Below are 22082 nucleotides of genomic sequence, written 5' to 3' on the forward strand. Positions count from 1 at the left end.
GTGGGAGAGTAGGACACCGCCGAACATAAATTGCGAATGCCTCGCATCACAGACTCGAAAGAGACTGCGATGCGAGGCATTTCGCATATCCGGGGTCTGTGGAGCGCAACTAGGATCGTGTTGTGGGTGACGACCTGGTGGAAGCAATGGATCTCAATCTCGCGTCTCATGCGGCGCACCTGCATCCCACTGTCGCCGGCGCGACGGTATACGAATCCGGTGACATCCTGATCGCGGACAGCGGACTGGACGATGACACCTTCAACATCGTGTGCCGGGCGCGCTTGGCACCGCACACGGCGCAGGCACGGCTCGAGGAGATTCTGGCCACGGTGCGCGCGGCCGGTCGTCCGTTCTCGTGGTGGGTGGCACCGACCTCGACGCCCTCGAACCTGGGAGAGCTGCTGCGAGCGCGGGGCGTTCGGCCGTCGGAGACCGAGCTGGCGATGACCGCGCTGATGACGGAGATCCCGTCGCCCGCGCCAAGTGCGGTCCTGACAGTCGTGACTGTGACCAATCGCGAGCAGTTGCGTGACTACGCGGACCTGATGGCCAGGAACTGGACGCCGCCCTCATCGGCGGTGTTCGACTACTTCGACGCCGCGGGGTCGGCGATCCTGAGTGGCGAATGCGCCAGCACCTTCGTCGTCGGTTATAGCGCTGGAGAACCGGTGGCGGGGGCGGAGATTCATCTGGCAGCCGGTGTTGCCGGCCTCTACGGCGTGGTGACCCTCGAGGACCATCGCAGGCGGGGATATGGCACGGCGGTGACCCTGGCGGCGATCGACCACGCGAGGACGGAAGGCGTGGATCGCGTCGTGTTGCAGGCATCCGTAGACGGTGCCCCCGTTTATGAGCGGATCGGATTCATCCCCGTCGGCACGTATACCGAATACGCGCTGCGACGGGGGTGAACCGAGTGTCGGGCCGGTGTCTCAGGCCCGGATCCGTTCGGTGAGCGCGCGCCGGGCGTAGGCGCGCACGTCGGCGTCCGAGTCGTCGATCGCGATGCGCAGCACCTGTTGTGCCGCAGGGTCTTCCGTCCAGGTGGTGAGGGTGAGCACGGCGGCCTTTCGGACGTCGAGGTGTACGTCGCCGAGGGCCGTCTCGAGTGCGGGCACCGCGTTCTCAGGGAGTGCGCCGGCGAGGGCACGGGCCGCGCCCTGCCGGATCTGCCAGGCCGACTCCGTCAGCCCGGCGACGGCCAGCGCCACATCGTTCTCGGTGGGGCGAAGCGAGGCGAAGGCCGCAAGCGCGGCCGCCCGGACGACGGGGTCCCGGTCGACCGCGAGGGTGCGGACCGCCTCGAGACCCCCGAGGCTGATGGTCGCGAGGCCCTGGGCGCAGGCGATCCGCACCTCACGATTCTCGTCCGCGGATGCGGTCGCCACCGTCTCCCAATCGTTCAGGGATACCAGAGCGCGCACCGCCTCGATGCGGACCCGATGGTCGACGTCGGCGAGTGCCGCCCGGTATTGCGCGGCCGTCCCGGTGCGCAACGCCCGCAGGAGGTCGACCACGGTGGACCGGACGACAGGGTCGCCGGAGCCCAGGTGGAGCGCCAGCCCCTCCGCCGAGGGCAGCACCTCGACCAGTTCGCGGAGTCCCTCCGCGGCCACCCGGCGCACGGACGCGTCCTCGTCGCCGAGCGCTGCGACAAGCAGGGCGTCGAAGCCGTCGGGGGTGGCCTCGGTCAGCGTGGCGATGGCAGTGGAGCGCACCTGCGGGTCCGCATCGATCAGATAAGGGCGCAACTGCGCCGCGGTCGGACTGTCGAGTCCGAGGATCTCCACGATCCGGGGGGAGCGGGGCTGGACCTCTGAGGGGGTGGCGCTCACCCGAGAGGGGGACTCGACCGGCGCGCGCCCGCCCACCAGCGGCGGCTGCGTCACCGGCACGACCCGCTGATCACGCGGGGGAAGATCGTCCAGTCCCGGCACCGATACGAAGTACGGTGCCACCGGTCGCTTGAGGAACTCCATCCCGCCCCCGGCACCCTTGCGCAGGTTCAGGTGGTACCCCCACTCGGAGTCGTTCTGGCCGGGCAGGTCCGCCCGCTCGTGGTACAGGCCCCACCGGCTCTCGGTGCGGGTGAGCGAGCTGCGCGACGCCATTTCCGCGCAGTCCCGGATGAACGACACCTCCGCGCACCGCATCAGCTCGTGCGGGCTGGTCGCCCCCATTCCCTGGATCTCCGCGGTCATCCGCTCGAAGGTCTCGACCGCGATGGACAGCTTGGTGGCGGTCTTCGGGGGCGCCACATAGTCATTGACGAACCGCCGCAGCTTGTACTCGACCTGCGGTTGCGGCGGTCCGTCCGGGTGCAGGAGCGGCCGGTAGATCAGCTCGTGCGCCTCGCGCAGCTGATCGGCGGGCAGTTCGGTCGGCGCGTCCACGGCAGGCAGGGTGCCGGTGGCGTGGGTCCCCGCCAGGTCCCCGTACACGAAGGCGCCGATCATGTAGTTGTGCGGCACGCACGCCAGGTCGCCCGCCGCATACAGCCCGGGCACGGTCGTCGCGCCGTGCTCGTCCACCCACACGCCCGACGCCGAATGCCCACTGCACAGACCGATCTCGGAGATGTGCATCTCGATGTCGTGGGTGCGGTAGTCGTGGCCACGATTCACGTGAAACGTTCCGCGCGTGGGCCGTTCGGTGGTGTGCAGGATGGACTCGAGCGTGTCCAGGGTCTCGGTCGGCAGGTGACTGACCTTGAGATAGATGGGGCCGCGTGCGGATTCGATCTCCTGTTTGACCTCGCTCATCATCTGTCCGGACCAGTAGTCGGAATCGACGAAGCGTTCGCCCTGCGCGTTGACCTGGTAGCCGCCGAACGGGTTCGCGACGTACGCGCAGGCCGGCCCGTTGTAGTCCTTGATCAGCGGGTTGATCTGGAAGCATTCGATGCCGCTGAGCTCGGCCCCCGCGTGGTACGCCATCGAATAGCCGTCGCCGGCGTTGGTCGGGTTCTCGTAGGTGCCGTACAGGTATCCCGACGCGGGCAGCCCGAGCCGTCCGCACGGGCCGGTCGCCAGGATGACCGCCTTCGCCCCGACCGCGACGAACTCCCCGGTCCTGGTGTTCAGTGCCGCCGCACCGACCGCCCGCCCCCGATCCGTCAGGACCCGCACCGGCATCAGGCGGTTCTCGATCCGGATCTTCTCGCGCATCTTCCGCTGCCGCAGCACCCGGTACAGCGCCTTTTTCACGTCCTTGCCCTCGGGCATCGGCAGCACGTAGGAACCGGAGCGGTGCACCCGGCGGACCGCGTACTCGCCGTACTCGTCCTTCTCGAACTTGACGCCGTACTTCTCGAGCCTTTGCACCATCGCGAAGCCACGGGTCGCGGTCTGGTAGACCGTGCGCTGGTTCACGATTCCGTCGTTGGCGCGGGTGATCTCCGCGACGTAGTCCTCCGGCTCGGCCTTGCCGGGGATGACGGCGTTGTTGACGCCGTCCATTCCCATGGCCAGCGCGCCGGAATGCCGGACGTGTGCCTTCTCGAGCAGCAGCACGTCGGCGCCGTTCTCGGCGGCGGTCAGCGCGGCCATCGTGCCCGCGGTGCCGCCGCCGATGACCAGTACGTCGCAATCGAGGCGGATGGTGTCGGCCAGGTCTGGGATGTCCATCAGTTCTCCGGGGTGTTCGTCGGGCCGACGCTCGGGTGGCCCAGCGCGGCCAGGACTTTCGCGCGGGCGGCTCGGGTGTCGGGGTGGTCGAGGGCGTCGCGGTCCCGCGGCCGCGGCACGTCGACGATGGTGCGCAGCGGGGCGCCCGCGCGCCCGAGCACCGCGACCCGGTCGCCGAGCAGGACCGCCTCGTCGACGTCGTGGGTCACGAAGACCACCGTCGTCGGGTGCGTGCGCCAGGTCTCGACGAGCAGGCGTTGCATGGTCGCGCGGGTCTGGGTGTCGAGTGCCCCGAACGGTTCGTCCATCATCACGGCCCGGGGCGCACCGGCAAGGCCGCGCGCCAACTGCACCCGCTGACGCATACCGCCGGAGAGGTTCTTGGGCAGGAAGTCCGCGAAGCCGGCGAGCCCGACCTCCTCGATCCACCGCTCCGCGTCGCGCCTGCGCCCCGATCTCGGCTGTCCGCGAAGCGCAAGCGCGAGTTCGATATTGGACCGGACCGTGCGCCACGGCAGGAGCGCGTTGTCCTGGAACACCACGGCGCGATCCCGCGAGGTGGTGGTGACGGCGGCTCCATCGGCGAGGATGTGGCCGGAGTCCGGCGCCAGCAGGCCCGCCAGGGCGCGGAGCACCGTCGACTTCCCGCAGCCCGAGGGCCCGGTCAGGACCAGGATCTCGCCGGGCAGGGCGGTCAGGGACAGGGAACGGACGACGGGGGTGCCGGTGTAGGACAGCGTGACGTCGTCCAGGGCCAGCGACATGCCCGCCGTGACCTTCTCTTCGCTTGTTGCCGTGGTCATCTGGTGTTCTCCCCTCGGGGCAGCCACCGGGTGACGCGGCGGCCGAGCAGCTCGACAGCCGCGGACGTGGCGAACCCGAGGATGCCGATGGTGATCATGCCGACGAACACGCCCGGGTAGTCGACGATCGTGTATGCCTGCCAGGTGCGGTAGCCGACCCCGAGCCGGCCCGAGATCATCTCGGCGGAGATAACGCAGATCCACGCGACCCCGATGCCGACCGACAGCCCGCCGAACACCCCGGGCAGGATCCCGGGGATCACCACGCGGCCGAGGACGTCCCAGCGGCTGCCGCCAAGGGTGCGCACGGAGTCCTCCCAGATGGTCGGGAGCGCCCGCACCGCGTGCCGGGTGCTGACCATGATCGGGAAGAAGGCGGCGATGAAGGTGATGAAGACGATGCCTGCCTCGTCGCTGGGGAACAGCAGGATCGCCACCGGCACGATGGCGATCGCCGGGATGGGCCGCGCCAGTTCGGCCAGTGGGCCGACGGTGTCGGCGAACAGGCGGGAGCGTCCGAGCGCGATACCGACGGCCACACCCGCCACCGTGGCGAGGCCGAACCCGGACACGATCCGGATCAGCGACTGACCGAGGTCCAGGTAGAAGAGGTCGGTCCGCAGCTGTTCGCTGTATGCCGCCACGATCTCGGTCACGGTCGGCAGCGTGTCGAACCGCAGCCACAGCCGAACGCCGTTGGCCGTCAGCAATTGCCAGGCGAGCACCGCGGCGATCACCGACGTGATCCGGATGGCCCTGGACCGCCACCGGGCGGGCCAGTCGGTCCGGTTCACTGCGCCGGGGTCAGGCGTCGCGTCCTCCGCAGGCACGACCGACTCCCGCGCGGACGCCCGCGTGCCGGGGGCGGTCACGGACGCGGTCACTGCCGGACCTCCTCGACGGCGCGGTCGTAGGTGATCGGGGCGATCGCGGGGTTCTTGTGCAGGTAGCGCTCCGCCGCGGCGGCCGTGGTGAAGGGCAGGAAGCGAGCCCCGTCGCGCACCCACACCGCCTTGTCCGCGAACCAGCGTGTGCCCAGTTCCGCGTCGGGCACGTAGGCGGCCCGGATGCCCCTGCCCTCGGCGCGCGCCTTCTTGACCGAGCGCAGGAGGCAGGTGGGGTCGGCCGCGGGCTGCGTCTGCGTCGCGCCGTCGAACCACAGCTCGCTCGCCTGCGCGGGATCGGCGACGGGGACTCCGCACGCGGGGGTCGGTGCCGGTCAGGGCCGTGGGGTTGGCGGTGACGGCGAGCGCGGCGTCGTAGGACTCGATGCCCTCAGTCGCGTAGGCGGCACGCAGCGGCGCGTCGTCGACGAATCCGTCGATGTTCAGGTCGGCGAAGTCGCCGATCGACTTCAGGTAGGGCACATCGGTTTTCAGGGCGTCGACCAGGCGGGGCTTGAGCGTCGGGTCGAACGAGGTGCCGCCGGGGCCGTTGTAGAGGTAGACCACCTCCTGCGGCAGTCCGCTCTGCTCGGCGACGATCCGTGACGCCTCGAGGGGCTCGCCGCGGATGAATCGGGTGGCGTCGAGCTGCGCGAGCAGGAAGGCGTCGAGCACCTCGGGGTGCTGCTCGGCGTACGACTCGCGCACCACCACCCCGTGCAGGGTCGGCTGGTTCAGCTCCGCGCCGTCGTAGAGGAGTTTCGCCTTGTCCTGGAACACCAGCAGGCCAGGCCACGCCACGAACTGCGACAGCGCGGCCACCTGCCCGGACTCGAGCGCGGACGAGCCGACCTGTGGCTGCTGGTTGAGCACCTCGACTCCGGTGGCGGGGTCGAGTCCGGCGCGGTCGAGGGCCTGCACGAGGGTGCCGTGGCCTGCGGAGCCGACGCTCGCGGACACCTTCTGTCCGGCCAGGTCGGCGAGACCGGTCGCAGGCGAATCCGGAGGCACCACAACCATGTTCAGCGCGCCCTTGGGGTTGTAGCCGGTGACCGAGACGATCTCGGTCTTCGCGCGCGGGTTGGCCTGGGTTCGGGACCCATTGATGAGCATCGGATAGTCGCCCATCGAACCGATGTCGATCTTCTCGGCGACCATCTGGGCGGTGATGGGTGCGCCGGTGTCATAGTCCTGCCATTGCACGGAGTACGCGGTGCCGGTCCGCTCGGTCACTGCGGCCAGGCGCTTCTCGAGGTAGCCCTGTGCCTTGAGGAGGGTGCCTGCGGTGACCGTGTTGATCGTCTTGGACTGGTAGCCGATGACGACCGGCACGGCGTCCGCGCTGCCTGCGTCGCCGCCGGAATCGCTGTCGAGGGAGCAGCCGGCGAGCAGGGCCGTGGTGAGGGCAGCGGCCATCGCCGCCGCGGGGATGCGGCGTTTCATGTTCGGGTCCTTGGTGGTCGGGTTGTCCGGTGCCTGGCGGCTAGCGGAGCAGGAAGGGCATGTTGACGGTGACTGCGCCGGTGGGACAGCGGGCCGCGCAGGGGCCGCAGTACCAGCACTCGTCGACGTGCATGAAGGCCTTGCCGTTGTCCGGGTTGATCGCCAGCGAGTCCAGCGGGCAGATCTCGACGCAGAGGGTGCACCCCTCGATGCAGAGCGACTCATCGATGGTGACGGGGACGTCGGCGCGTTGGTTGACCAGTGCCATCAGGTCAGCTCCCATGGTTGGTTCGTGCGGAAGAGGTTGCCCCGCATGGTGATGCGGTCACCTCGCATGCGGATGTACTCGAGGTCGACGGGCCTGCCGTCGTCGAGGGTGGTGAGTCGTTCGAGGAGCAGCAGCGCGGCGCCCTCGGGGGCCTGCAGTGCGGCCGCGGTGTGGGCGTCGGCGTTGACGGATTCGATGGCCAGCTCGGCCGATCCGAGTGGCCTGCCGGAGACCTCCTCGATCAGGGCGAAGATGTCGTTGCCCGCGAGGTCGCGGCGCAGCAGTTCCTCGCCGAGGTCCGGGACGAGGTAGGTCAGGTCCAGGCTGAGCGGCAGGTCGCCGAGGTAGCGGAGCCGCTCGATGTAGACCGCGGGCTCGGCCCGGTCCAACTCGAGGCGGCGCGCGACGGCGGGCGGAGGCACGAGGCGCAGGGCCGCGCGTACCTCGTTGCGCACCTCGCCGTGCTCGCGGAGCGTCTCCTTCAGACCGAGCAGGGTGTCGATGCCGTGGTCGAACTTGCGTCCCGACACCTGGGTGCCGACGCGCGGCGCGCGGTCGATCAGGCCCTCGTCCTTGAGCAGCGATAGGGCCGCCCGCACGGTGTTCCTGGAGACCGCGAATTCGACGGCGAGGTCGTGCTCCGGCGGCAGGGTGCGCGCGAACGCGCCGGCCAGGGTCTGCTGGCGCAGCACGTCCGCTACCTGGCGGGCCCGATCGGCGCGGGAGCGGCGGCTCGGAGGCGGCTCGGTGGCTGCGCTCATCTGCTTCCCTTCTTCGGGGCCGGTGACCTGGACGAATGCCGACAGTAGCGGTGGTTTCGCGGGCTGCTGGCCGCTCACTTCGCGGCCGCCGGAGTGGTGAGGCGATTGCGCCACCCGCGGTGCGGGCGTACCTGGGCAAACGACGGGCCGGCGGACGATTGCGCCGCCGCGAGGGGGCACGGCGGAGTTCGGATCACGCTGATCCGAAGGTTCGGATTCGCCGGCCGGGCCCAGGCCCGAGTCGGACGGCGTCTTGGCGGGTTTATAGTTGCGTTGTGCAACAACGATCGACCGCGGCCGTCGCCCAGGTACACGAGGAGCTCGTGCACCTGGTCCGCCAGCTGATGACGGGGGAGCGTCCCGCCGAGGGGGTGCCCACCTTCGCCCAGCACTCGGTGCTCTCCTATATCGAGCGCAATCCGGGATGCCGTGCGACGGAGATCTCCGAGGCGTTCGGGGTGCACCGGTCGACCGTGTCGCGGCAGCTGCGCGGATGCGTCGACGCCGGGTGGGTCCAGGCCGAGCCCGGACCGATTCGCAGCGGGCATCCGCTCAGCCTCACGGATGCCGGCCGCGACGTCCTCACCGGCGCCGACCGGCGCCGCCGTGACGAGGTGGGGGAGCGGGTCCGGGACTGGTCGGCCGCGGACATCGCCGACCTCGCCCGCATGCTGCACCGGTTCCGCACCAGTACCGCAGACCATGACACCGACCAGAGCATCGGAGCAGACCCCCGTGCGTGAATTCACCACCACCGCCCAGTTCACCATCGCGGACGATGACGCCCTCGTCCGTTCCGTCTACCGGCACGCGCAGGAAGCGCCCGAGCGGGTGCTGTTCAGTCGACCGATCGGCGGCGACTGGGTCGACGTCACCGCGGCGGAGTTCGCCGATCTGGTGGTCGGTGTCGCGAAGGGCCTGATCGCCGGCGGGGTGGCCCGCGGTGATCGGGTGATCCTGCTGTCCGCCACCCGGTTCGAATGGACGCTGTTCGACTTCGCGATCTGGGCGGCGGGCGCCGCGTCCGTGCCGATCTACGACTCGTCCTCGCCCGACCAGATCCGTTGGATAGCAGAGGATTCGGGAGCGGTGACGGCGATCGTCGAAACCGATCGGCACGCGTCGGCCTTCGACGGCTCCGGACTGGGTGTCCGCCAGATCGACGACAACGCGGTGGGCGCGCTGATCGCGGCGGGCGTGCACCTCGACGATGCCGAGGTGCACGACCGGGTCGCGGCGATCCGGGCCGACGACCTGGCGTCGCTCGTGTACACCTCCGGCACCACGGGCAGGCCCAAGGGCTGCATCCTGACCCACCGCAACTTCCTGTCCGAGGTTCGCGGCATCCTCAGCGCCAGCGTCGGCGAGGTGGCCAAGCCCGGCAACCGGATGCTCACCTTCCTGCCGCTTGCCCATGTCCTGGCCCGCGCCGTGTCACTGGCGATGTTCGAAGCCGGTGGAGCGCAAGCGCATTGGTCGAACTTCAGCACCGTCGTCGGGCAGTTCGCCCGGTACCAGCCGCACACCATCCTCGGCGTGCCGCGGGTGTTCGAGAAGGTCCGCGACTCGGCCGCGCACAGCGCCGCGCAGGGCGGCGCCGTCAAGAAGGCGATCTTCGGCTTCGCCGAGAAGACCGCCGTCCGCTACAGCGAGGCGCTCGATGCGGGTGGTCCGTCCCCGGTGCTCCGCGCGCAGCACTGGGTCGCGGATCGGCTCGTCTACTCGAAGCTCCGGGCCGCGCTCGGCGGGGAGTGCTGGTGGGCCATCTCCGGTGGCGGCGCGCTGATGCCAAGCCTCGGGCACTTCTTCCGTGGTGTCGGCGTGCCGATCTACGAGGGCTACGGACTCACCGAGACCACCGCGGCGCACTGCGTCAACGTCCCGGGTGCACACAAGATGGGCACCGTCGGACAGCCGATGGGTGGCAACGGCGTTCGCATCGCGGCCGACGGGGAGATCGAACTGTGCGGCGGGGTGGTGTTCGGCGGGTACTGGCACAACGAGCAGGCCACCGCCGACACCTTCGACGAGGGCTGGCTGCGGACCGGCGACCTCGGCGAGCTGGACGGGGACGGCTTCCTCACCATCACCGGACGGAAGAAGGACCTCCTGATCACTGCGGGCGGCAAGAACGTCTCGCCGGGACCGCTCGAGGACCGGATGCGCTCGCACGCCCTGATCTCGCAGGCCGTGGTCGTCGGGGACGCACGCCCCTTCATCGCCGCGCTGCTCACCGTGGACCCGGACGTGTTCGCGCTGTGGAAGACCGAGAACGGCAAGCCCGCCTCGGCGTCCGTCGCGGACCTGAGCGAGGACCGGGACCTGCAGGCCGCGTTGCAGCTGGTGGTCGACGACGCGAACAGCACCGTCTCGCATTCCGAGGCGATCAAGAAGTTCGCGATCCTGCACCGCGACCTCACCGAGGCGGACGGCGAGATGACCGCGACCCTGAAGATCAAGCGCAAGGTGGTCACCGAGCGCTTCGCCGACGAGATCGACGCGCTGTACCGCTGACCCGGTCGCGCTTCACTGAGAACATCCCTCTATCGGTCGGTGCTGGTGTCCTGGCGAACCGTAGTTGCCGGGCACCGCCCGTGGGGAAGCTACGTTTTCGGAAATCGAGCAGGTCCTCCCGGCGGGTCGCCCTTGCGCCAGGGCCCGGTCGGGTGCAGTGTCGAGACCGGCACTCGCATCCGGGAGGACACATGACCAGCCCCGACCTCGGTTCCATTCTGCTTGCGAGCCCGGACCCCGATCGCCTTCGGGACTGGTATTGCCGGGCGTTCGACGCCACACCTACCCCGGACGGCGACGTCCGATTCGGCGGCGTCAGCGTCCTGTTCGACCAGCGCGACGATGTCGCGGAGAAGAACCCCGAGCCCGGCCGCACGATCCTCAACTTCCATGTCGACGATGCGGCAGCGGTCGCGGCCCGCCTGGACGAGATGGATGCAGACTGGCTGGTGCCGCTCGAGGAACGCTCCGAGGGGATGCTCTTCGGGACGCTGATCGACCCGGACGGGAACTACTTCCAGATCATCGAGCTCGGTGCGCGATACCTGGCCGCCCGGGTACCCGCCCCGTCGGCCACGCTGAACTCGGCGCCGTACAGCGGCTTCGCGGTCGACGACCTCGAGGCGGCCGCGGCCTTCTACCGCGACACCCTCGGCCTGACCGTCACCGAGCAGTTCGGCCTGCTCGCGCTGCAGGTCGGCGGGGGTGAGACGGTGCTGGTGTACCCGAAGCAGACCCACATCCCGGCGACGTACACCATCCTGAACTTCCCGGTCGAGGACATCGATGCGGCGGTCGACGCACTGCGCGAGCGGGGCGTGACCTTCGAGCGGTACCCGGGGATGGAGGCCGACGAGCGGGGCATCTTCCGGGGCGGCGGACCCTACATCGCATGGTTCACCGATCCGGCCGGCAACATCCTCTCGGTGCTGCAAGAACGGTGATCTCCCGTGCTGTGGGTCACGGCGCGTCCACATGCACGTAAGGTGGAGGTCAGAGACCGAGTCGTGTCCGCGTCGCCCGTCGCCCCACTGCTCTCACATTTGCACGGGCTGAGCGGCACGGACGGATACCATGGAGAACACTGCCAGCCTGGGCATTCAGGCATTCATCTCGGAGGTCGCCCAGCGCGGTGGCCGCGCGGTCCGGCTCACCCACTCGCGGCGCAACCCGGTTCAGGTGTGGGGCGTCGGCGACGACAGTTGCGTGGTCCGGGTGCGAACCAAGCTCGACGGCGACTGGCAGGCACGCAAGCAGGACGGTGCGCTGGACACCGATGACACCGGATCCCAGTTCTGGGTGTTCGTCGACCTGGCCACCTCCCCGGAGGAGTACTTCGTCGTCCCGTCCGAGGAGGTCGCCGCCGACATCCACAGCGAGGTCGATCTGTGGGTGAAGGAGGTTCCGGGGCGCACCCGGACCGGTAGCCACGCCATCGCCGTCGAACGGGTGGAGCACGGCCGCGCGCGTTGGGACCTCCTCGGGCTGTCCGACGTCAAGGACCCCAGTCGCAAGCCCGTCGGTGCGGTGGCCGAGCCGAGCCGGCCGAAGCTGGTGCCGATCACCCGCACGAAGAAGTCCGCGGTCGTCGAGGAGGTCGTCGACCTGAGGCTGCAGGTGGTCGCGGACTTCGAGGGCTACCGGCTCGTCGGCATGTACGACGAGCAGACGGGTCGGCTCGAGATCACCCGCGGGCCGATGGAGGGCCGCCGCTTCGACAATCCGACGGTCGCGGCCAATGCCGTCGCCAGTCACATCAGCGGCGACGTCGAGACCAGGGACGGGTGGACGTTCTGGCAGATCGAGGGCGCCGACCGCGCGCCGCTGGGGTCCCGCCGCGCCGGATAGCCGTCGCGGACCGTCCCAGCCGCCGCGGACGCCGAATGTGCACCTGCCGGCGGTCGCTCTCGGGCGATGCCCCGTAGGTGCACACTCGGCGATGCAGCGCTGGTGCCCCGGGTGGGTTGATCAGTTCCAGTTGTCGATCTTGACATCGTGCGGATCCGGCGCGCCCGTCCCGGTTTCGATCAGCGACTTCAGGCTCATCAGGAAGAGCGCCCACTTGGTGCTGCAGTGGTGCATGAACTCCACCGGCTCCTTCCAACCCTGGTGGTTGAAGAGGATGACAGTGTAGTCGTCGACCTGATCGAGGTCCCAGATCACATGGGTGCCGACCCATTCCTCCGGTCCGTCGATCACTTCCCACTGGACGCGCTTGCCGGGAACGAGTTCGTCGACCTTCATGTCGAATCCGCCTGCTCCGAAACGAAATTGGAGCACACCGCCGACGTCGTTGCCTTCGCCCTTGGTGTCGGTCGTCCACCAGGCGGCGAGCCGCTCGGCTGTGGTCAAGGCCGCGTAGACCTCGGCCGTCGATGCCTTGATACCGACCCTGTGCAGGATGTCTACCATTTTCGGTCCCTCTTTCCGGTGTTGGTTTTCGAATGACCTGTCGGAATTCAGTGCTGTGTGTCGCGCTGGTCTTTCGTGCGCTGAATCGCCTCGGCGATGCGCTTGATCCGCTGGAGCCTGGCGTCCCACGCCGCCCCGACCGAGGACAACTGCGCGACCGCGCGAGCGAGTTGCGCCTCGTCCACCCGATACCTCCTCTCTCGCCCGGCGGGCGTGGCGTGCACCAGGCCCACCCGGTCGAGCACACCGAGATGTTTCGCGATGGCCTGCCGTGTCACGGGCAGCTGCTCGCTGAGGCTGGTGGCCGTGCCGTCGCCGGCCGCCAGGAGCAGGTCGAGCATCCGCCGACGGGTCGGATCCCCGACCGCGGACCACAGGTCGTCGTCGACGGCGGTGCTCACGGGGTGGACACCAGCCGCGCGAGGTACTCCCCGAGCTTGGGCAGGAATCGGTCCCAGCCGGTGCTGTGGTCGAGGTACTGCTCCTCCAACTTCGCGGCCTCCCAGCCCATCTCCCGGAACCCGGTCTCGGTGAACCGGATCTTGGTGCCCGTGCCGGACGGGGTGAGCTCGAAGGTGATCAGCAGCGAGTCGGCGGAGTCGACGACCTTGTCCTCGGGGAAGCACCAGCGGAACGAGAACAAACGGGGCGGCTCGGCGTTCACCACCTTGATCGGGACGACCTTGGCGCGGTCGCCCCAGACGAGCTCACCGACCGCTCCGGGAGTCGCTTCGATCTCGGTGTGGTCGGTCCACCACTCCGAGATGTGCTCGGGGCTGCTGACCACCTCGAAGGCCACCTCGGGCGAGGCGTCGACGTAGATCTCTCGTTCGATGCTGCCGAACTCCATGTTCTGCACCCTTCCTCGATATGCAACGTTTGGTTGCACATCACGCTAGCCGAGGGTTCGGCATCGCGCAACCATTGGTTGCATATTGGCGGAAGCGGTGCTGCGCCGAGTGTGCAGCTGCCGTCGCCCGCACTCGGGCGATGCCCCGGCAGCTGCACACTCGGCGGGGCGCGGGGCTAGCTGAACTCCGCGCGGAACGCCGCGACCAGTTCGGGGAGGAGGGCAGTGGCCGCGTCGGGATCGGCGTCGAGGGCCTGCAGGGCGACGCTCACATCGGTGACACCCAGCCGTGCCTGCGCCGCGGCGTTCGCGACGGTGGCGGGCAGGTCGACCGCGCCGCTGCCGGTCCGCTCGACGGTCAGCCGCCCACGAACCTGGAGCTCGGCCGGGTCGCGGCCCGCGTCGGCGAAAGCGTCGCGCAGCCGCTCGATTCCCGCGCCGAGGTCGTCGTCGGTGGCGCCCATGATGGGAATCCAGCCGTCGCCCCAGGTGGTCAGGCGGCGGACCACCGCCTTCGACAGGGTGCCGGACACCCAGATCGGGATGCGTCGACCCGCCGCAGGCCGGGGCGAGCAGTGGGCGTCGTCGAAGGTGATGCCGGGGCGGGCGACCGCGGCGGGTGCGCCCTCCCACAATGCCCGGCACACCGCCAGGGTGTCGTCGAGCAGCGGGCCGCGCTTGGCGAAGTCCAGCCCGACCGCCTCGTATTCCTTTGCCTGCCAGCCGGTCCCGACGCCCAGGTCGACCCGGCCGCCCGACAGTAGATCAAGTGTCGCGGCCGTCTTCGCCAGGACCGCCCCGCCGCGTAGCGCGGCGATCACGATCCCGGTGCCGAGCCGGATCCGCTCGGTCTGCCCGGCCACCAGCGCGAGCACCGTCATCGGCTCCAGCCATGGCGCGTCGGGGTTGGTGGGGAAGGCGCCCCAGGAGTAGGCGGACGTGTCCGGGCCCATCACGACGTGGTCGGTGAGGATCAGCCGATCGACCCCGGCGGTGTCCGCGGCGCGGCAGACCTTGAGCAGGTGCCCGAAATCGTCTGCGGCGAGCAGGTTCCCGAAGTTGGGGACGTTGAGACTGAGCGTTGGCATGGTGATCCTTCGGAACTGGTCAGGGATTGAGGGGGCGGTTGGTCCAGCCGCCGGATGCGCGCGGCACCCAGCCGCCCGCGCCGTGCGTGCCGCCGTCGACGTGGATGGTGCCGCCGGTCACGAAGCGGGACAGGTCCGACGCCAGGAACAGGGCGGCGCCCGCCACGTCCTCCGGCTGCCCGGGGCCGCCGAGCGGGGACCACGTCGGCCACAGCGGCGCCTGCTCCTCGGGCACCAGCTCGGCGTAGGGGACCTGCACCGACTCGATGAGATCGGGGGCGATGGCGTTGACCCGAATCCCCGCCGGGCCGACCTCGGCGGCGAGCGAACGGGTGAACTGCATCAGCGCGGCCTTGTATGCCGAGTAGACGGTGTGCCCGGGCATCGAGCGATGCGCCTCGACGGTGGTGAGGTTGATGACCGATCCGTCGCCGCGCTCGGCCATGCCGGGCAGCAGGGAGTGCGTGAGCCGCAGCACGTGACCGAGGTTGACCTCGTGCAGCTGCTCCCACAGCTCGGGCTCGTTCTCGGCGAACGGGCGCGGCGGGCGCAGGTAGTGGCCGACGTTGTTCACCAGGATGTCCGGCCGGTGCTCGAGCAGCGCCGCGGGTACCGGGGCCGTGCGGACGTCGGCCTCGACGGCCTCGATCGTTCCGCCCGCGGCCGGGTCGAACCCGAGATCGGTGACCGGATCGAGGTCGGCGACCAGGACGTGGGCGCCGTGGGCGGCGAACGACCGCGCGACCGCCGCGCCGATGCCCGCCGCACCGCCGGTGACGACCGCGCGCCGGCCCGACAGCAGGGCGCCGGGGGTGAATGCGGCTCGTGATGGCATGGCTCCATCACAGACCACCGCCGTCGACGTCGCAGTCGTTCTTCCCGATCAACGGGAGCGGGGTTCGCGCCGGGTGTGGCGTGCCTCCCAGTGCCCCCGGCGGTTCCAGCAGGTGGTCGCACATCCTTGGTACGTTGGCTGGGATCCCGCTGCGAGGAGGCTGCCGTGCCCACCGGACTGGATGTGACCGCGACCCCGGCCGAGACGCTGACCGTGTCCGCCCGGGACGGCGACGCGCGCGGCTACGCGACGGGCACGGTGTTCGCCTGGAAGGGGATCCCGTATGCCGCCGCAGGCGCCGCGCGGCGGTTCCGGTCCGCGGTGGCGCCGTCCCCGTGGCTGGGCGAGCGCGACTGCCGGGACTTCGGCCCCATCGCCCCGCAAGCCAAGACGGTTCAGGTGCCGATGGAACCGGGCTCGGTCGTGGACGAGGACTGCCTCTCGCTCAACGTGTGGGCGCCCCGGCCGGACGGGACGCCGCGCCCGGTGATGGTCTGGATCCACGGCGGTGCGTACTGCGTCGGCTCGTCGTCGCAGAGCGTCTACGACGGTAGGCGGCTGGCCGAGCTGGGCGATGTCGTGGTGGTCACGGTCAACTACCGGACCGGCGTGCTCGGGTTCCTCGACCTCTCGACCTTCTCTACCGACGAGCATCCCTTCGAGACCAACATCGGGCTCCGCGACATGATCGCCGCGTTCGAATGGGTACGTGAGTGCATCGAAGCGTTCGGCGGGGACCCGGACAACGTCACCGCGTTCGGGGAGTCCTCGGGCGCCGGATCGATCACGACGCTGATGACCTCACCGCGCGCGGAGGGTCTCTTCCAGAAGGCCATCGTGCAAAGTGCTCCCGCCACATCGGTTTACGGCGCCGAGCGGGCGGCGTCGGTGGCCAGGCGCTTCCTCGAGATCGTCGGCGTCAGCGAGGACGAGGCAGGCAGGCTGTTCGAGCTGCCGATCGAAAAGCTGACCGCGGCGGGTGACGTGCTGCTCGACGAGGTGACGACCTCGGTGCCCGGCACGCTGTCGATGGCTCCCGTGGTCGACGGCGACCTGGTGCCCCGGTACCCGGTCGCCGCGTTCCAGAAGGGTTTCGCGCACCGCATCCCCCTGATCATCGGCACCAACAAGGACGAGGCGTCGATCTTCCGGCTGACCAGGTCGCCGATCATGCCCGTCACCGCGGACACCGTGAACCAGATGTTCACCGCGATCGCCGCCGACCACCCGAAGCTGCCCGCGATCCGCGTCGCGGAGATCATCTCGGCCTACCCGGACTGGTCGAAGACCAGCGGTGCCCTCGCGGTGTCGCGGGACGCGGCCTTCCGGATGCCGTGCCTGTGGATCGCCGACGCGCACAGCAAGCACTCGCCCACCTGGGTGTACCGGTTCGACCACGCCACCCCGATGCTGTGGGCGGCCCGGGTCGGCGCCGGGCACGCCACCGAACTGCCCTATGTGTTCGGCAATTTCGGCACGCTCAATCATGACCCGACCTTCTGGCTCGGCGGGCGCAAGGCCGCGCTCGAGGTCTCCGGCCGGGTGCAGCGGCGGTGGCTGGCGTTCGCGCAGCACGGCGTGCCCGCGGCGCTCGACGCGTCCAAGCACTGGGCGCCGTACCGCGAGGACACCAGGGCGACGCTGCTCATCGACAAGACCGACACCCTGGCGAGCGACCCCGACAAGGAGCTGCGGGCCGCGTGGGGCGACAAGGTGATGGGGTTCCGGTGACCGGCACCGCTGTAGCGTCATGCGCATGAGCAAGCTGGATGAGGTCGGCGAACGGGAATCGTGGCGCTGCTGGTTGTGCGACGAACCCGTCGACCCGAACATGTCGGTGAACGACCCGCGCGGTCCGAGCATCGACAGCATCAACACCGCCAAGAAGGGCAAGGGCGGGCCGGAGCGGCTCGCGCACCGCGCCTGCAACACCAAGAAGGGCGCGATCAAGCCGGTTGTCCCGTGGTCGGACGCGCTGTTCGTCATCGATCCGGCGCCGATCATCGGCGTGGTCGAGCAGCTCACCCGCAAGCCAGGACGGGTCGCCGTCGCGCGGTGCCCCTCGAAGTCCGACGCCGAGGACGCGTCCGCCTGGCTGCTGGACCGGTTGTCCCGGCTGGCGCCCGAGCTGACGCTCGACACCAAGATCGAGCCGGGCGGCGGCGGATTCCTGCTGGTCGTCTCGCGCTGAGGCGCGCTGGCGTTCGTCAGCCCTGTGCGGCGCCCACCGTGTGGAGTGCCGCCACGAGCGGCGCGAGTTCCGGTATGGCGCAGGCCTCGTCGAGCGCCTCGCGCAACTTCGCGTCGTGGGTGGGTCGCGCCCGCTCCAACAGGGCCCGGCCTGCCTCGGTGACCTCGGTGTAGATGCCCCGACGGTCGTCCTGGCACAGATACCGGGCAAGTAGTCCCCGGCTCTCGAGCCGGTTCACCAGCCGGGTGGTCGCGCTGCTGCTCAGCGCGGCCGCCCTGGCGAGCTGCGACATCCGCATGTGCCAATCGTCCTGACGGCTCAGTGCGTCGAGCACCGTGTATTCGACCACCGAGAGGTCGTGTTCGCGCTGGAGCGCGCGTTCGAGCTCGGTGTCGAGCAGTCCGTGCAGCGCCGCGAGGGTGCGCCACCCCTGCGCTCGGATTTCGACGGCGTCGTCGGCGATCCCCACGAGATACCTCCCAATCGGTTGCCCCACCATACATGGCTTGCGCCATTATCGGGCGCGTGCAACTATCTATGGGGCGTGTGCAACTACTGCTTGCGCCAGCTATCTGCTTGAGCAATCGAATTGTGGAGGGCATTCGCATGCCGTTGGGACTATTCGCCCTGGCCATGGGGGGCTTCGGAATCGGCCTCACCGAATTCGTGATCATGGGGCTGCTGCCCGAGGTCGCCGCCGATTTCGGTGTCTCCGAGTCCGTCGCGGGTCATCTGATCTCGGGCTACGCGCTGTCGGTCGCGATCGGTGCCATCGCGCTGACCGCTGCGGTGGGGCGATTCGACCGCAAACGGGTGCTGATGTCGCTGATGGTGCTGTTCGTCGTCGGCAATCTGCTCTCCGCGGTCGCGCCCACCTACGAGGTGCTCATGGCCGGACGCATCGTCGCGGCACTGTGCCACGGCGCCTTCTTCGGGATCGGAGCGGTCGTCGCGGCGGATCTGGTGGCGCCCGGCAAGCGTGCAGGCGCCATCGCCACGATGTTCACGGGTCTGACCATCGCGAACGTCCTTGGCGTGCCGTTCGGCACCCTGCTCGGACAGCAGTTCGGGTGGCGCTCCACGTTCTGGGCCATCACCGTGATCGGTGTGGTGGCGCTGGCCGGCATCGCCGCGCTGGTCCCATCCGTATCCCGTTCGGACGCAGCGGTTTCGGCGGGGCTCGGCAGCGAGCTGCGTGCGTTCCGGTCACCACAGGTGTGGTTCTCGATCGCGATCACCGTCCTCGGTTTCGGCGGCATGTTCGGCGCCTTCACCTACATCGCCTTCACCCTCACCGAGGTCAGCGGGTTCGCCTCGACCACGGTGCCGTGGCTGCTGATCCTGTTCGGCGCGGGCCTGTTCGTGGGTAACTACGTCGGCGGCAAGGCGGCGGACCGGGCGCTGACCGCGTCGCTGGTGACGCTCCTCGCCGGGCTGACCGTGGTGCTGATCGTGTACGCGCTGACCGCCCAGAGCAAGACGATGACGGTGGTGTCCCTGATCCTCATGGGAGCCTTCGGTTTTGCGACGGTCCCCGGATTCCAGATGCGGATCATGAACTACGCGGCGCAAGCGCCCACCATGGCGTCGGGCGCGAACATCGCCGCCTTCAACGTCGGTAACGCACTCGGCGCGTGGCTCGGTGGGTTCGCGATCGCCGCCGGGTTCGGGTTCGTCTCACCGATCTGGATCGGTGCGGCCGTCACCGCGGCGGGGCTGGGCGTGCTGCTGATCGCGACCCGCGTCGACCGGGGCGCAGGCGTCGCGGGGGAGGAGCGTGTTCCGGTCGCCGCGTGAGGTCGGGGCGTCAGCCCACCTGGAACGGGCGCACCTCGATCGGGAGGGTGGTCGCGGCCGCCAGCTTGCGGCCCCAGCCGAGCGCGGTGTCGAGGTCCGGCGCCTCGATGATCGTGAATCCGCCGAGATGATTCTCAGCCTGCGCGAACGGGCCGTCGGTGACGAGCACCTCGCCGCTCTTCGGTCGCAGGACCGTCGCCTGCTCCGGCGGGTGCAGGCCCCCTGCGAACACCCACGCGCCCGCGGCCTTGAGTTCCTGGTTGAAGGCGTCGATGTCCTCGATGATCCCCTCCAGGATCTCCGGCGCGGGGACCGGTCCGTCGGGCTGGTAGACACTGAGCAGGTACTGCGTCATGGCATTCCTCTCTCACTCCCTGGTGCGTCGAGTGTCGACCGGATCGGCCACCGGTGCATCCAGATCGCGTAATGCCGGCAGCGTGAAGCAGACGGCGGCGATCACCAGGACCGGGATGGACAGTGCGAAAAAGGTGATTCGCAGGCCGACCGCATCGATCAGCGGGCCTGCGAGCAGGTAGCCGAGCGGGCCCGCGGCGTACGCGGTGGACGTCATGACGCCGACGACACGGCCGCGCATGTGCTCGGGGCTGCGGGTCTGCATCGCGTAGTTCGCGATCGGCCCGACCGGCCCGAACACCAGGCCGACCAGCAGCGCCAGCGTGAGCGTGACCCACAGCGCAGGCAGGAACGCCATGCCGACCATGCACCCGCCGAGCGCGGTCACCGCCAGCAGCATCAGGGTCCGGCGCTTGACGTGGGCGGCGAGTGCACCGTACGTCAGGGCCCCGATGACGCCGCCGATGCTCATCGCCATCAACACCCAGCCGAGCTGCGCGGGCTCGCCGCGCTCGGTGAAGTAGACCGGGAACAGCACGCTCTCCACCGGCATGTACAGCGCGACGATCGCCATGTCGACCAGCGCGAGGGTGCGCAGCAACCGGTTGTGCCACACGAACTTCAGGCCCTCGAGCGTGCCGCTCCACATCGATTCCGGCCTGGTCTCGTGATCGGGGGCGCCCGCGCCCTCGAGCCGGAGGAAGGCGATGGTGAGGATCGAGAGCGCGAAGCAGACGGAGGTCACCCACAGGGTGTTCACCGCGCCCACCGTGGCGATCAGCACGCCGCCGATGCCGGGGCCGATCAGGTACGCGACGTTGTAGTTGGCCTCGTACAGGCTGTTCACCCGGTCCAACGACCACCTGGCCTCCTTCGTCGCGGCAGGCAGCATGGATTCGCGGGCCGAGATGCCTGCCGGGTCGAAGGCGGCGCCGAGTGCGGCGAGCGCCGCGATGCCACCAACCGACAGCCCGACCGTCGCGGACATCACCGGGATCAGCGCCACCGACACCGCGGACAGGAAGTCGGAGACCAGCGAGGTGCGGCGGCGGCCGAACCGGTCGACCACCGTGCCGGAGAACAGGCTCGAGAGCAGCAGCGGCAGGGTGGCGGCGCCCGCGACGACGGCGGCGTCGGTGGCCCGGCCGGTCTTGGCGAGCACCAGCCACGGCAGCGCGACGATGGTGATGCCATTGCCGGTGGCCGAGAGCAGGGTCGCGAGGTTGATCAGGGCCAGCGGCGTGTACCGGCGTGCGGCCGTGGCCGTCGTCGCAGTCATGTCGGGGTTCTCTCAGGCTGGAGGAGACATGTCCCGAGGCTAGCGAACCCGCCACCGCCGCGCGAGCGATTATTGCTCGCGCGGCGGTGTGGTCAGGAGGCCAGGATCCTGGCCTTCTCCGCGTTGAACTCGTCCTCGGTGAGAACTCCTTGGTCCTTGAGTTCGGCGAGTTGTTTCAGGGCGGTGATGCGATCGACGCCGCCCGAGGGTGGTGCGGCAGCGGGCGGCGGCGGGGGCGGAGGCGGCGCGGCCTGCGGGGGCGCCTGTTGGGTCTCCTGTTCGGCGTTCCATCGCCGACCCTGCCGACGGGAAACGCGATTCGAGACCGCGGTCGCGGTCCCGGCCACGACGGCGGTACGCGCGACGCCACGGAGTAGTCCAGGCATGGTGTGCTCCTTCTCTTCAGCTGTCGGCGTCGAGTGAGTCGAGTGCCGCCATGATGCCTTGTAGGGGGATGCGGCCCGAGGCCACCAGTTGCGCGCCGCCACGGCGCAGCGCCGCGGCGAACGGGGCTGCCCACAGGTTCTCGTAGACGAGAATCGCTCCGGAACAGCCGGGTTCGAGGATCGCGCCTGCCTCCTCGACGTCGCTTGGATTCACCAGTCCCGACGACGCCTCGGCGAACAGCGTCACGTCGATGCCGCCCTCCAAGCCGAGGTCGTCGATCGCGATCCCGGCCAGCGATCCGTCGGTGTCCTTGCGGACGAACACGAGGTCGAGCACGCGAATGATGCCGTTGTCGACCAGGTCGCGGAGCATCGGCAATGCCGAGCCGTCCGGCTGCCGGTCGGCGGGGAACTCCACCACGAGGTAGTCGATGGGCCCGACTTCGTCGAATTCGTTGTTCACTACAGGACCTCTCTCGTTGAAGATGGCCGTGGTCAGAACGGTGTTCGAGTGGTGCACGATCGGGGGTGCGGTGGCTTGCTGTCGGCCCCGCATGCTGCTCTCGGCGAATGGATTCGGACCAGGGG

Annotated in this window: 23 protein-coding genes and 1 pseudogene; 8 read left to right on the forward strand and 16 right to left on the reverse strand. The window is 69.5% G+C overall.

Translation table 11 applies throughout. The features are described 5' to 3' along the window. The first annotated feature begins 122 nt into the window (after positions 1 to 122). A complete protein-coding gene (locus tag ABIC28_RS26890) occupies positions 123 to 914 on the forward strand; it encodes a GNAT family N-acetyltransferase (RefSeq protein WP_354581773.1) in 792 nt (263 codons plus the stop codon). A gap of 21 nt (positions 915 to 935) precedes the next feature. On the opposite strand, the gene ABIC28_RS26895 is transcribed toward ABIC28_RS26890, so the two are convergent. The 6 genes and pseudogenes from ABIC28_RS26895 to ABIC28_RS26920 all read right to left on the reverse strand — a co-directional run bounded on the left by ABIC28_RS26895 (position 936) and on the right by ABIC28_RS26920 (position 7788). Beyond that, entirely contained in the window at positions 936 to 3629 is a 2694-nt protein-coding gene (locus tag ABIC28_RS26895) for a fumarate reductase/succinate dehydrogenase flavoprotein subunit (protein WP_354581775.1), read from the reverse strand. Next, a complete protein-coding gene (locus ABIC28_RS26900) occupies positions 3629 to 4432 on the reverse strand; it encodes an ABC transporter ATP-binding protein (protein ID WP_354581777.1) in 804 nt (267 codons plus the stop codon). The genes ABIC28_RS26895 and ABIC28_RS26900 overlap by 1 nt, the downstream gene beginning before the upstream one ends. Continuing rightward, positions 4429 to 5226: an ABC transporter permease gene (locus tag ABIC28_RS26905; protein ID WP_354581796.1), complete on the reverse strand. Its 798-nt coding sequence runs from the start codon at positions 5224 to 5226 to the stop codon at positions 4429 to 4431. The genes ABIC28_RS26900 and ABIC28_RS26905 overlap by 4 nt, the downstream gene beginning before the upstream one ends. An 86-nt stretch (positions 5227 to 5312) precedes the next feature. After that, positions 5313 to 6759: pseudogene (locus tag ABIC28_RS26910) on the reverse strand (ABC transporter substrate-binding protein). Positions 6760 to 6799: 40 nt separating this feature from the next. After that, positions 6800 to 7027, reverse strand: coding sequence for a 4Fe-4S dicluster domain-containing protein (locus tag ABIC28_RS26915; RefSeq protein WP_027502301.1), 228 nt, complete (start codon positions 7025 to 7027; stop codon positions 6800 to 6802). Beyond that, the gene (locus tag ABIC28_RS26920; RefSeq protein ID WP_209927150.1) at positions 7027 to 7788 is read right to left on the reverse strand and encodes a GntR family transcriptional regulator; all 762 of its coding nucleotides are present in this window, start codon (positions 7786 to 7788) and stop codon (positions 7027 to 7029) included. The genes ABIC28_RS26915 and ABIC28_RS26920 overlap by 1 nt, the downstream gene beginning before the upstream one ends. 275 nt (positions 7789 to 8063) lie before the next feature. On the opposite strand from ABIC28_RS26920, the gene ABIC28_RS26925 reads away from it, so the two are divergent. The 4 genes from ABIC28_RS26925 (at position 8064) to ABIC28_RS26940 (ending at position 12150) form a co-directional block, all read left to right on the forward strand. Then, on the forward strand, positions 8064 to 8531 hold the full coding sequence (locus tag ABIC28_RS26925; RefSeq protein ID WP_374102891.1) for a MarR family winged helix-turn-helix transcriptional regulator: 468 nt from the start codon (positions 8064 to 8066) through the stop codon (positions 8529 to 8531). Continuing rightward, positions 8524 to 10302 (forward strand): AMP-dependent synthetase/ligase, encoded by a 1779-nt coding sequence (locus ABIC28_RS26930; RefSeq protein WP_354581780.1) that lies wholly within the window; start codon positions 8524 to 8526, stop codon positions 10300 to 10302. The genes ABIC28_RS26925 and ABIC28_RS26930 overlap by 8 nt, the downstream gene beginning before the upstream one ends. A gap of 191 nt (positions 10303 to 10493) precedes the next feature. Further along, positions 10494 to 11246 carry a VOC family protein gene (locus ABIC28_RS26935; RefSeq protein WP_209927147.1) on the forward strand — a complete coding sequence of 251 codons (753 nt, stop codon included), beginning with the start codon at positions 10494 to 10496 and terminating at the stop codon, positions 11244 to 11246. A gap of 130 nt (positions 11247 to 11376) precedes the next feature. After that, complete coding sequence (locus tag ABIC28_RS26940) at positions 11377 to 12150, forward strand: hypothetical protein (RefSeq protein ID WP_097214015.1); 774 nt, start codon at positions 11377 to 11379, stop codon at positions 12148 to 12150. A gap of 120 nt (positions 12151 to 12270) precedes the next feature. Here ABIC28_RS26940 and ABIC28_RS26945 read toward each other — a convergent pair whose 3' ends face one another. The 5 genes from ABIC28_RS26945 to ABIC28_RS26965 form a co-directional block, all read right to left on the reverse strand. Then, entirely contained in the window at positions 12271 to 12714 is a 444-nt protein-coding gene (locus ABIC28_RS26945) for an SRPBCC family protein (RefSeq protein ID WP_097214016.1), read from the reverse strand. 47 nt (positions 12715 to 12761) lie between these two features. Then, complete coding sequence (locus tag ABIC28_RS26950; RefSeq protein ID WP_077042369.1) at positions 12762 to 13115, reverse strand: ArsR/SmtB family transcription factor; 354 nt, start codon at positions 13113 to 13115, stop codon at positions 12762 to 12764. Beyond that, positions 13112 to 13564: an SRPBCC domain-containing protein gene (locus ABIC28_RS26955; RefSeq protein ID WP_097214017.1), complete on the reverse strand. Its 453-nt coding sequence runs from the start codon at positions 13562 to 13564 to the stop codon at positions 13112 to 13114. The genes ABIC28_RS26950 and ABIC28_RS26955 overlap by 4 nt, the downstream gene beginning before the upstream one ends. Positions 13565 to 13740: 176 nt before the next feature. Beyond that, positions 13741 to 14652, reverse strand: a complete 912-nt coding sequence (locus ABIC28_RS26960) for a TIGR03619 family F420-dependent LLM class oxidoreductase (RefSeq protein WP_209927146.1) — start codon at positions 14650 to 14652, stop codon at positions 13741 to 13743. A 19-nt stretch (positions 14653 to 14671) separates the two neighbouring features. Continuing rightward, a complete protein-coding gene (locus ABIC28_RS26965; RefSeq protein WP_097214019.1) occupies positions 14672 to 15487 on the reverse strand; it encodes an SDR family NAD(P)-dependent oxidoreductase in 816 nt (271 codons plus the stop codon). A gap of 165 nt (positions 15488 to 15652) precedes the next feature. On the opposite strand from ABIC28_RS26965, the gene ABIC28_RS26970 reads away from it, so the two are divergent. Together ABIC28_RS26970 and ABIC28_RS26975 are read left to right on the forward strand one after the other, a co-directional pair. Next, entirely contained in the window at positions 15653 to 17218 is a 1566-nt protein-coding gene (locus tag ABIC28_RS26970) for a carboxylesterase/lipase family protein (protein WP_374102890.1), read from the forward strand. A 25-nt stretch (positions 17219 to 17243) separates the two neighbouring features. Then, entirely contained in the window at positions 17244 to 17678 is a 435-nt protein-coding gene (locus ABIC28_RS26975; protein WP_077042365.1) for a hypothetical protein, read from the forward strand. Positions 17679 to 17694: 16 nt separating this feature from the next. Here ABIC28_RS26975 and ABIC28_RS26980 read toward each other — a convergent pair whose 3' ends face one another. Further along, positions 17695 to 18147, reverse strand: a complete 453-nt coding sequence (locus ABIC28_RS26980) for a MarR family winged helix-turn-helix transcriptional regulator (RefSeq protein WP_209927145.1) — start codon at positions 18145 to 18147, stop codon at positions 17695 to 17697. 137 nt (positions 18148 to 18284) lie between these two features. On the opposite strand from ABIC28_RS26980, the gene ABIC28_RS26985 reads away from it, so the two are divergent. After that, entirely contained in the window at positions 18285 to 19475 is a 1191-nt protein-coding gene (locus ABIC28_RS26985; protein WP_209927144.1) for an MFS transporter, read from the forward strand. A gap of 10 nt (positions 19476 to 19485) precedes the next feature. Here ABIC28_RS26985 and ABIC28_RS26990 read toward each other — a convergent pair whose 3' ends face one another. The 4 genes from ABIC28_RS26990 to ABIC28_RS27005 form a co-directional block, all read right to left on the reverse strand. Then, the gene (locus ABIC28_RS26990; RefSeq protein ID WP_097214021.1) at positions 19486 to 19830 is read right to left on the reverse strand and encodes a YciI family protein; all 345 of its coding nucleotides are present in this window, start codon (positions 19828 to 19830) and stop codon (positions 19486 to 19488) included. 12 nt (positions 19831 to 19842) lie between these two features. Continuing rightward, a complete protein-coding gene (locus ABIC28_RS26995) occupies positions 19843 to 21108 on the reverse strand; it encodes an MFS transporter (protein ID WP_097214022.1) in 1266 nt (421 codons plus the stop codon). Between the two features lie 92 nt (positions 21109 to 21200). Then, positions 21201 to 21494, reverse strand: a complete 294-nt coding sequence (locus tag ABIC28_RS27000) for an SHOCT domain-containing protein (protein WP_097214023.1) — start codon at positions 21492 to 21494, stop codon at positions 21201 to 21203. 16 nt (positions 21495 to 21510) lie between these two features. Next, positions 21511 to 21957 (reverse strand): DUF6325 family protein, encoded by a 447-nt coding sequence (locus ABIC28_RS27005; RefSeq protein WP_257017801.1) that lies wholly within the window; start codon positions 21955 to 21957, stop codon positions 21511 to 21513. Between the last annotated feature and the right edge of the window lie 125 nt (positions 21958 to 22082).

Origin of the sequence: Rhodococcus sp. PvR044 (assembly GCF_040548995.1) — a bacterium.
Lineage (GTDB): Bacteria > Actinomycetota > Actinomycetes > Mycobacteriales > Mycobacteriaceae > Rhodococcus_G > Rhodococcus_G oryzae.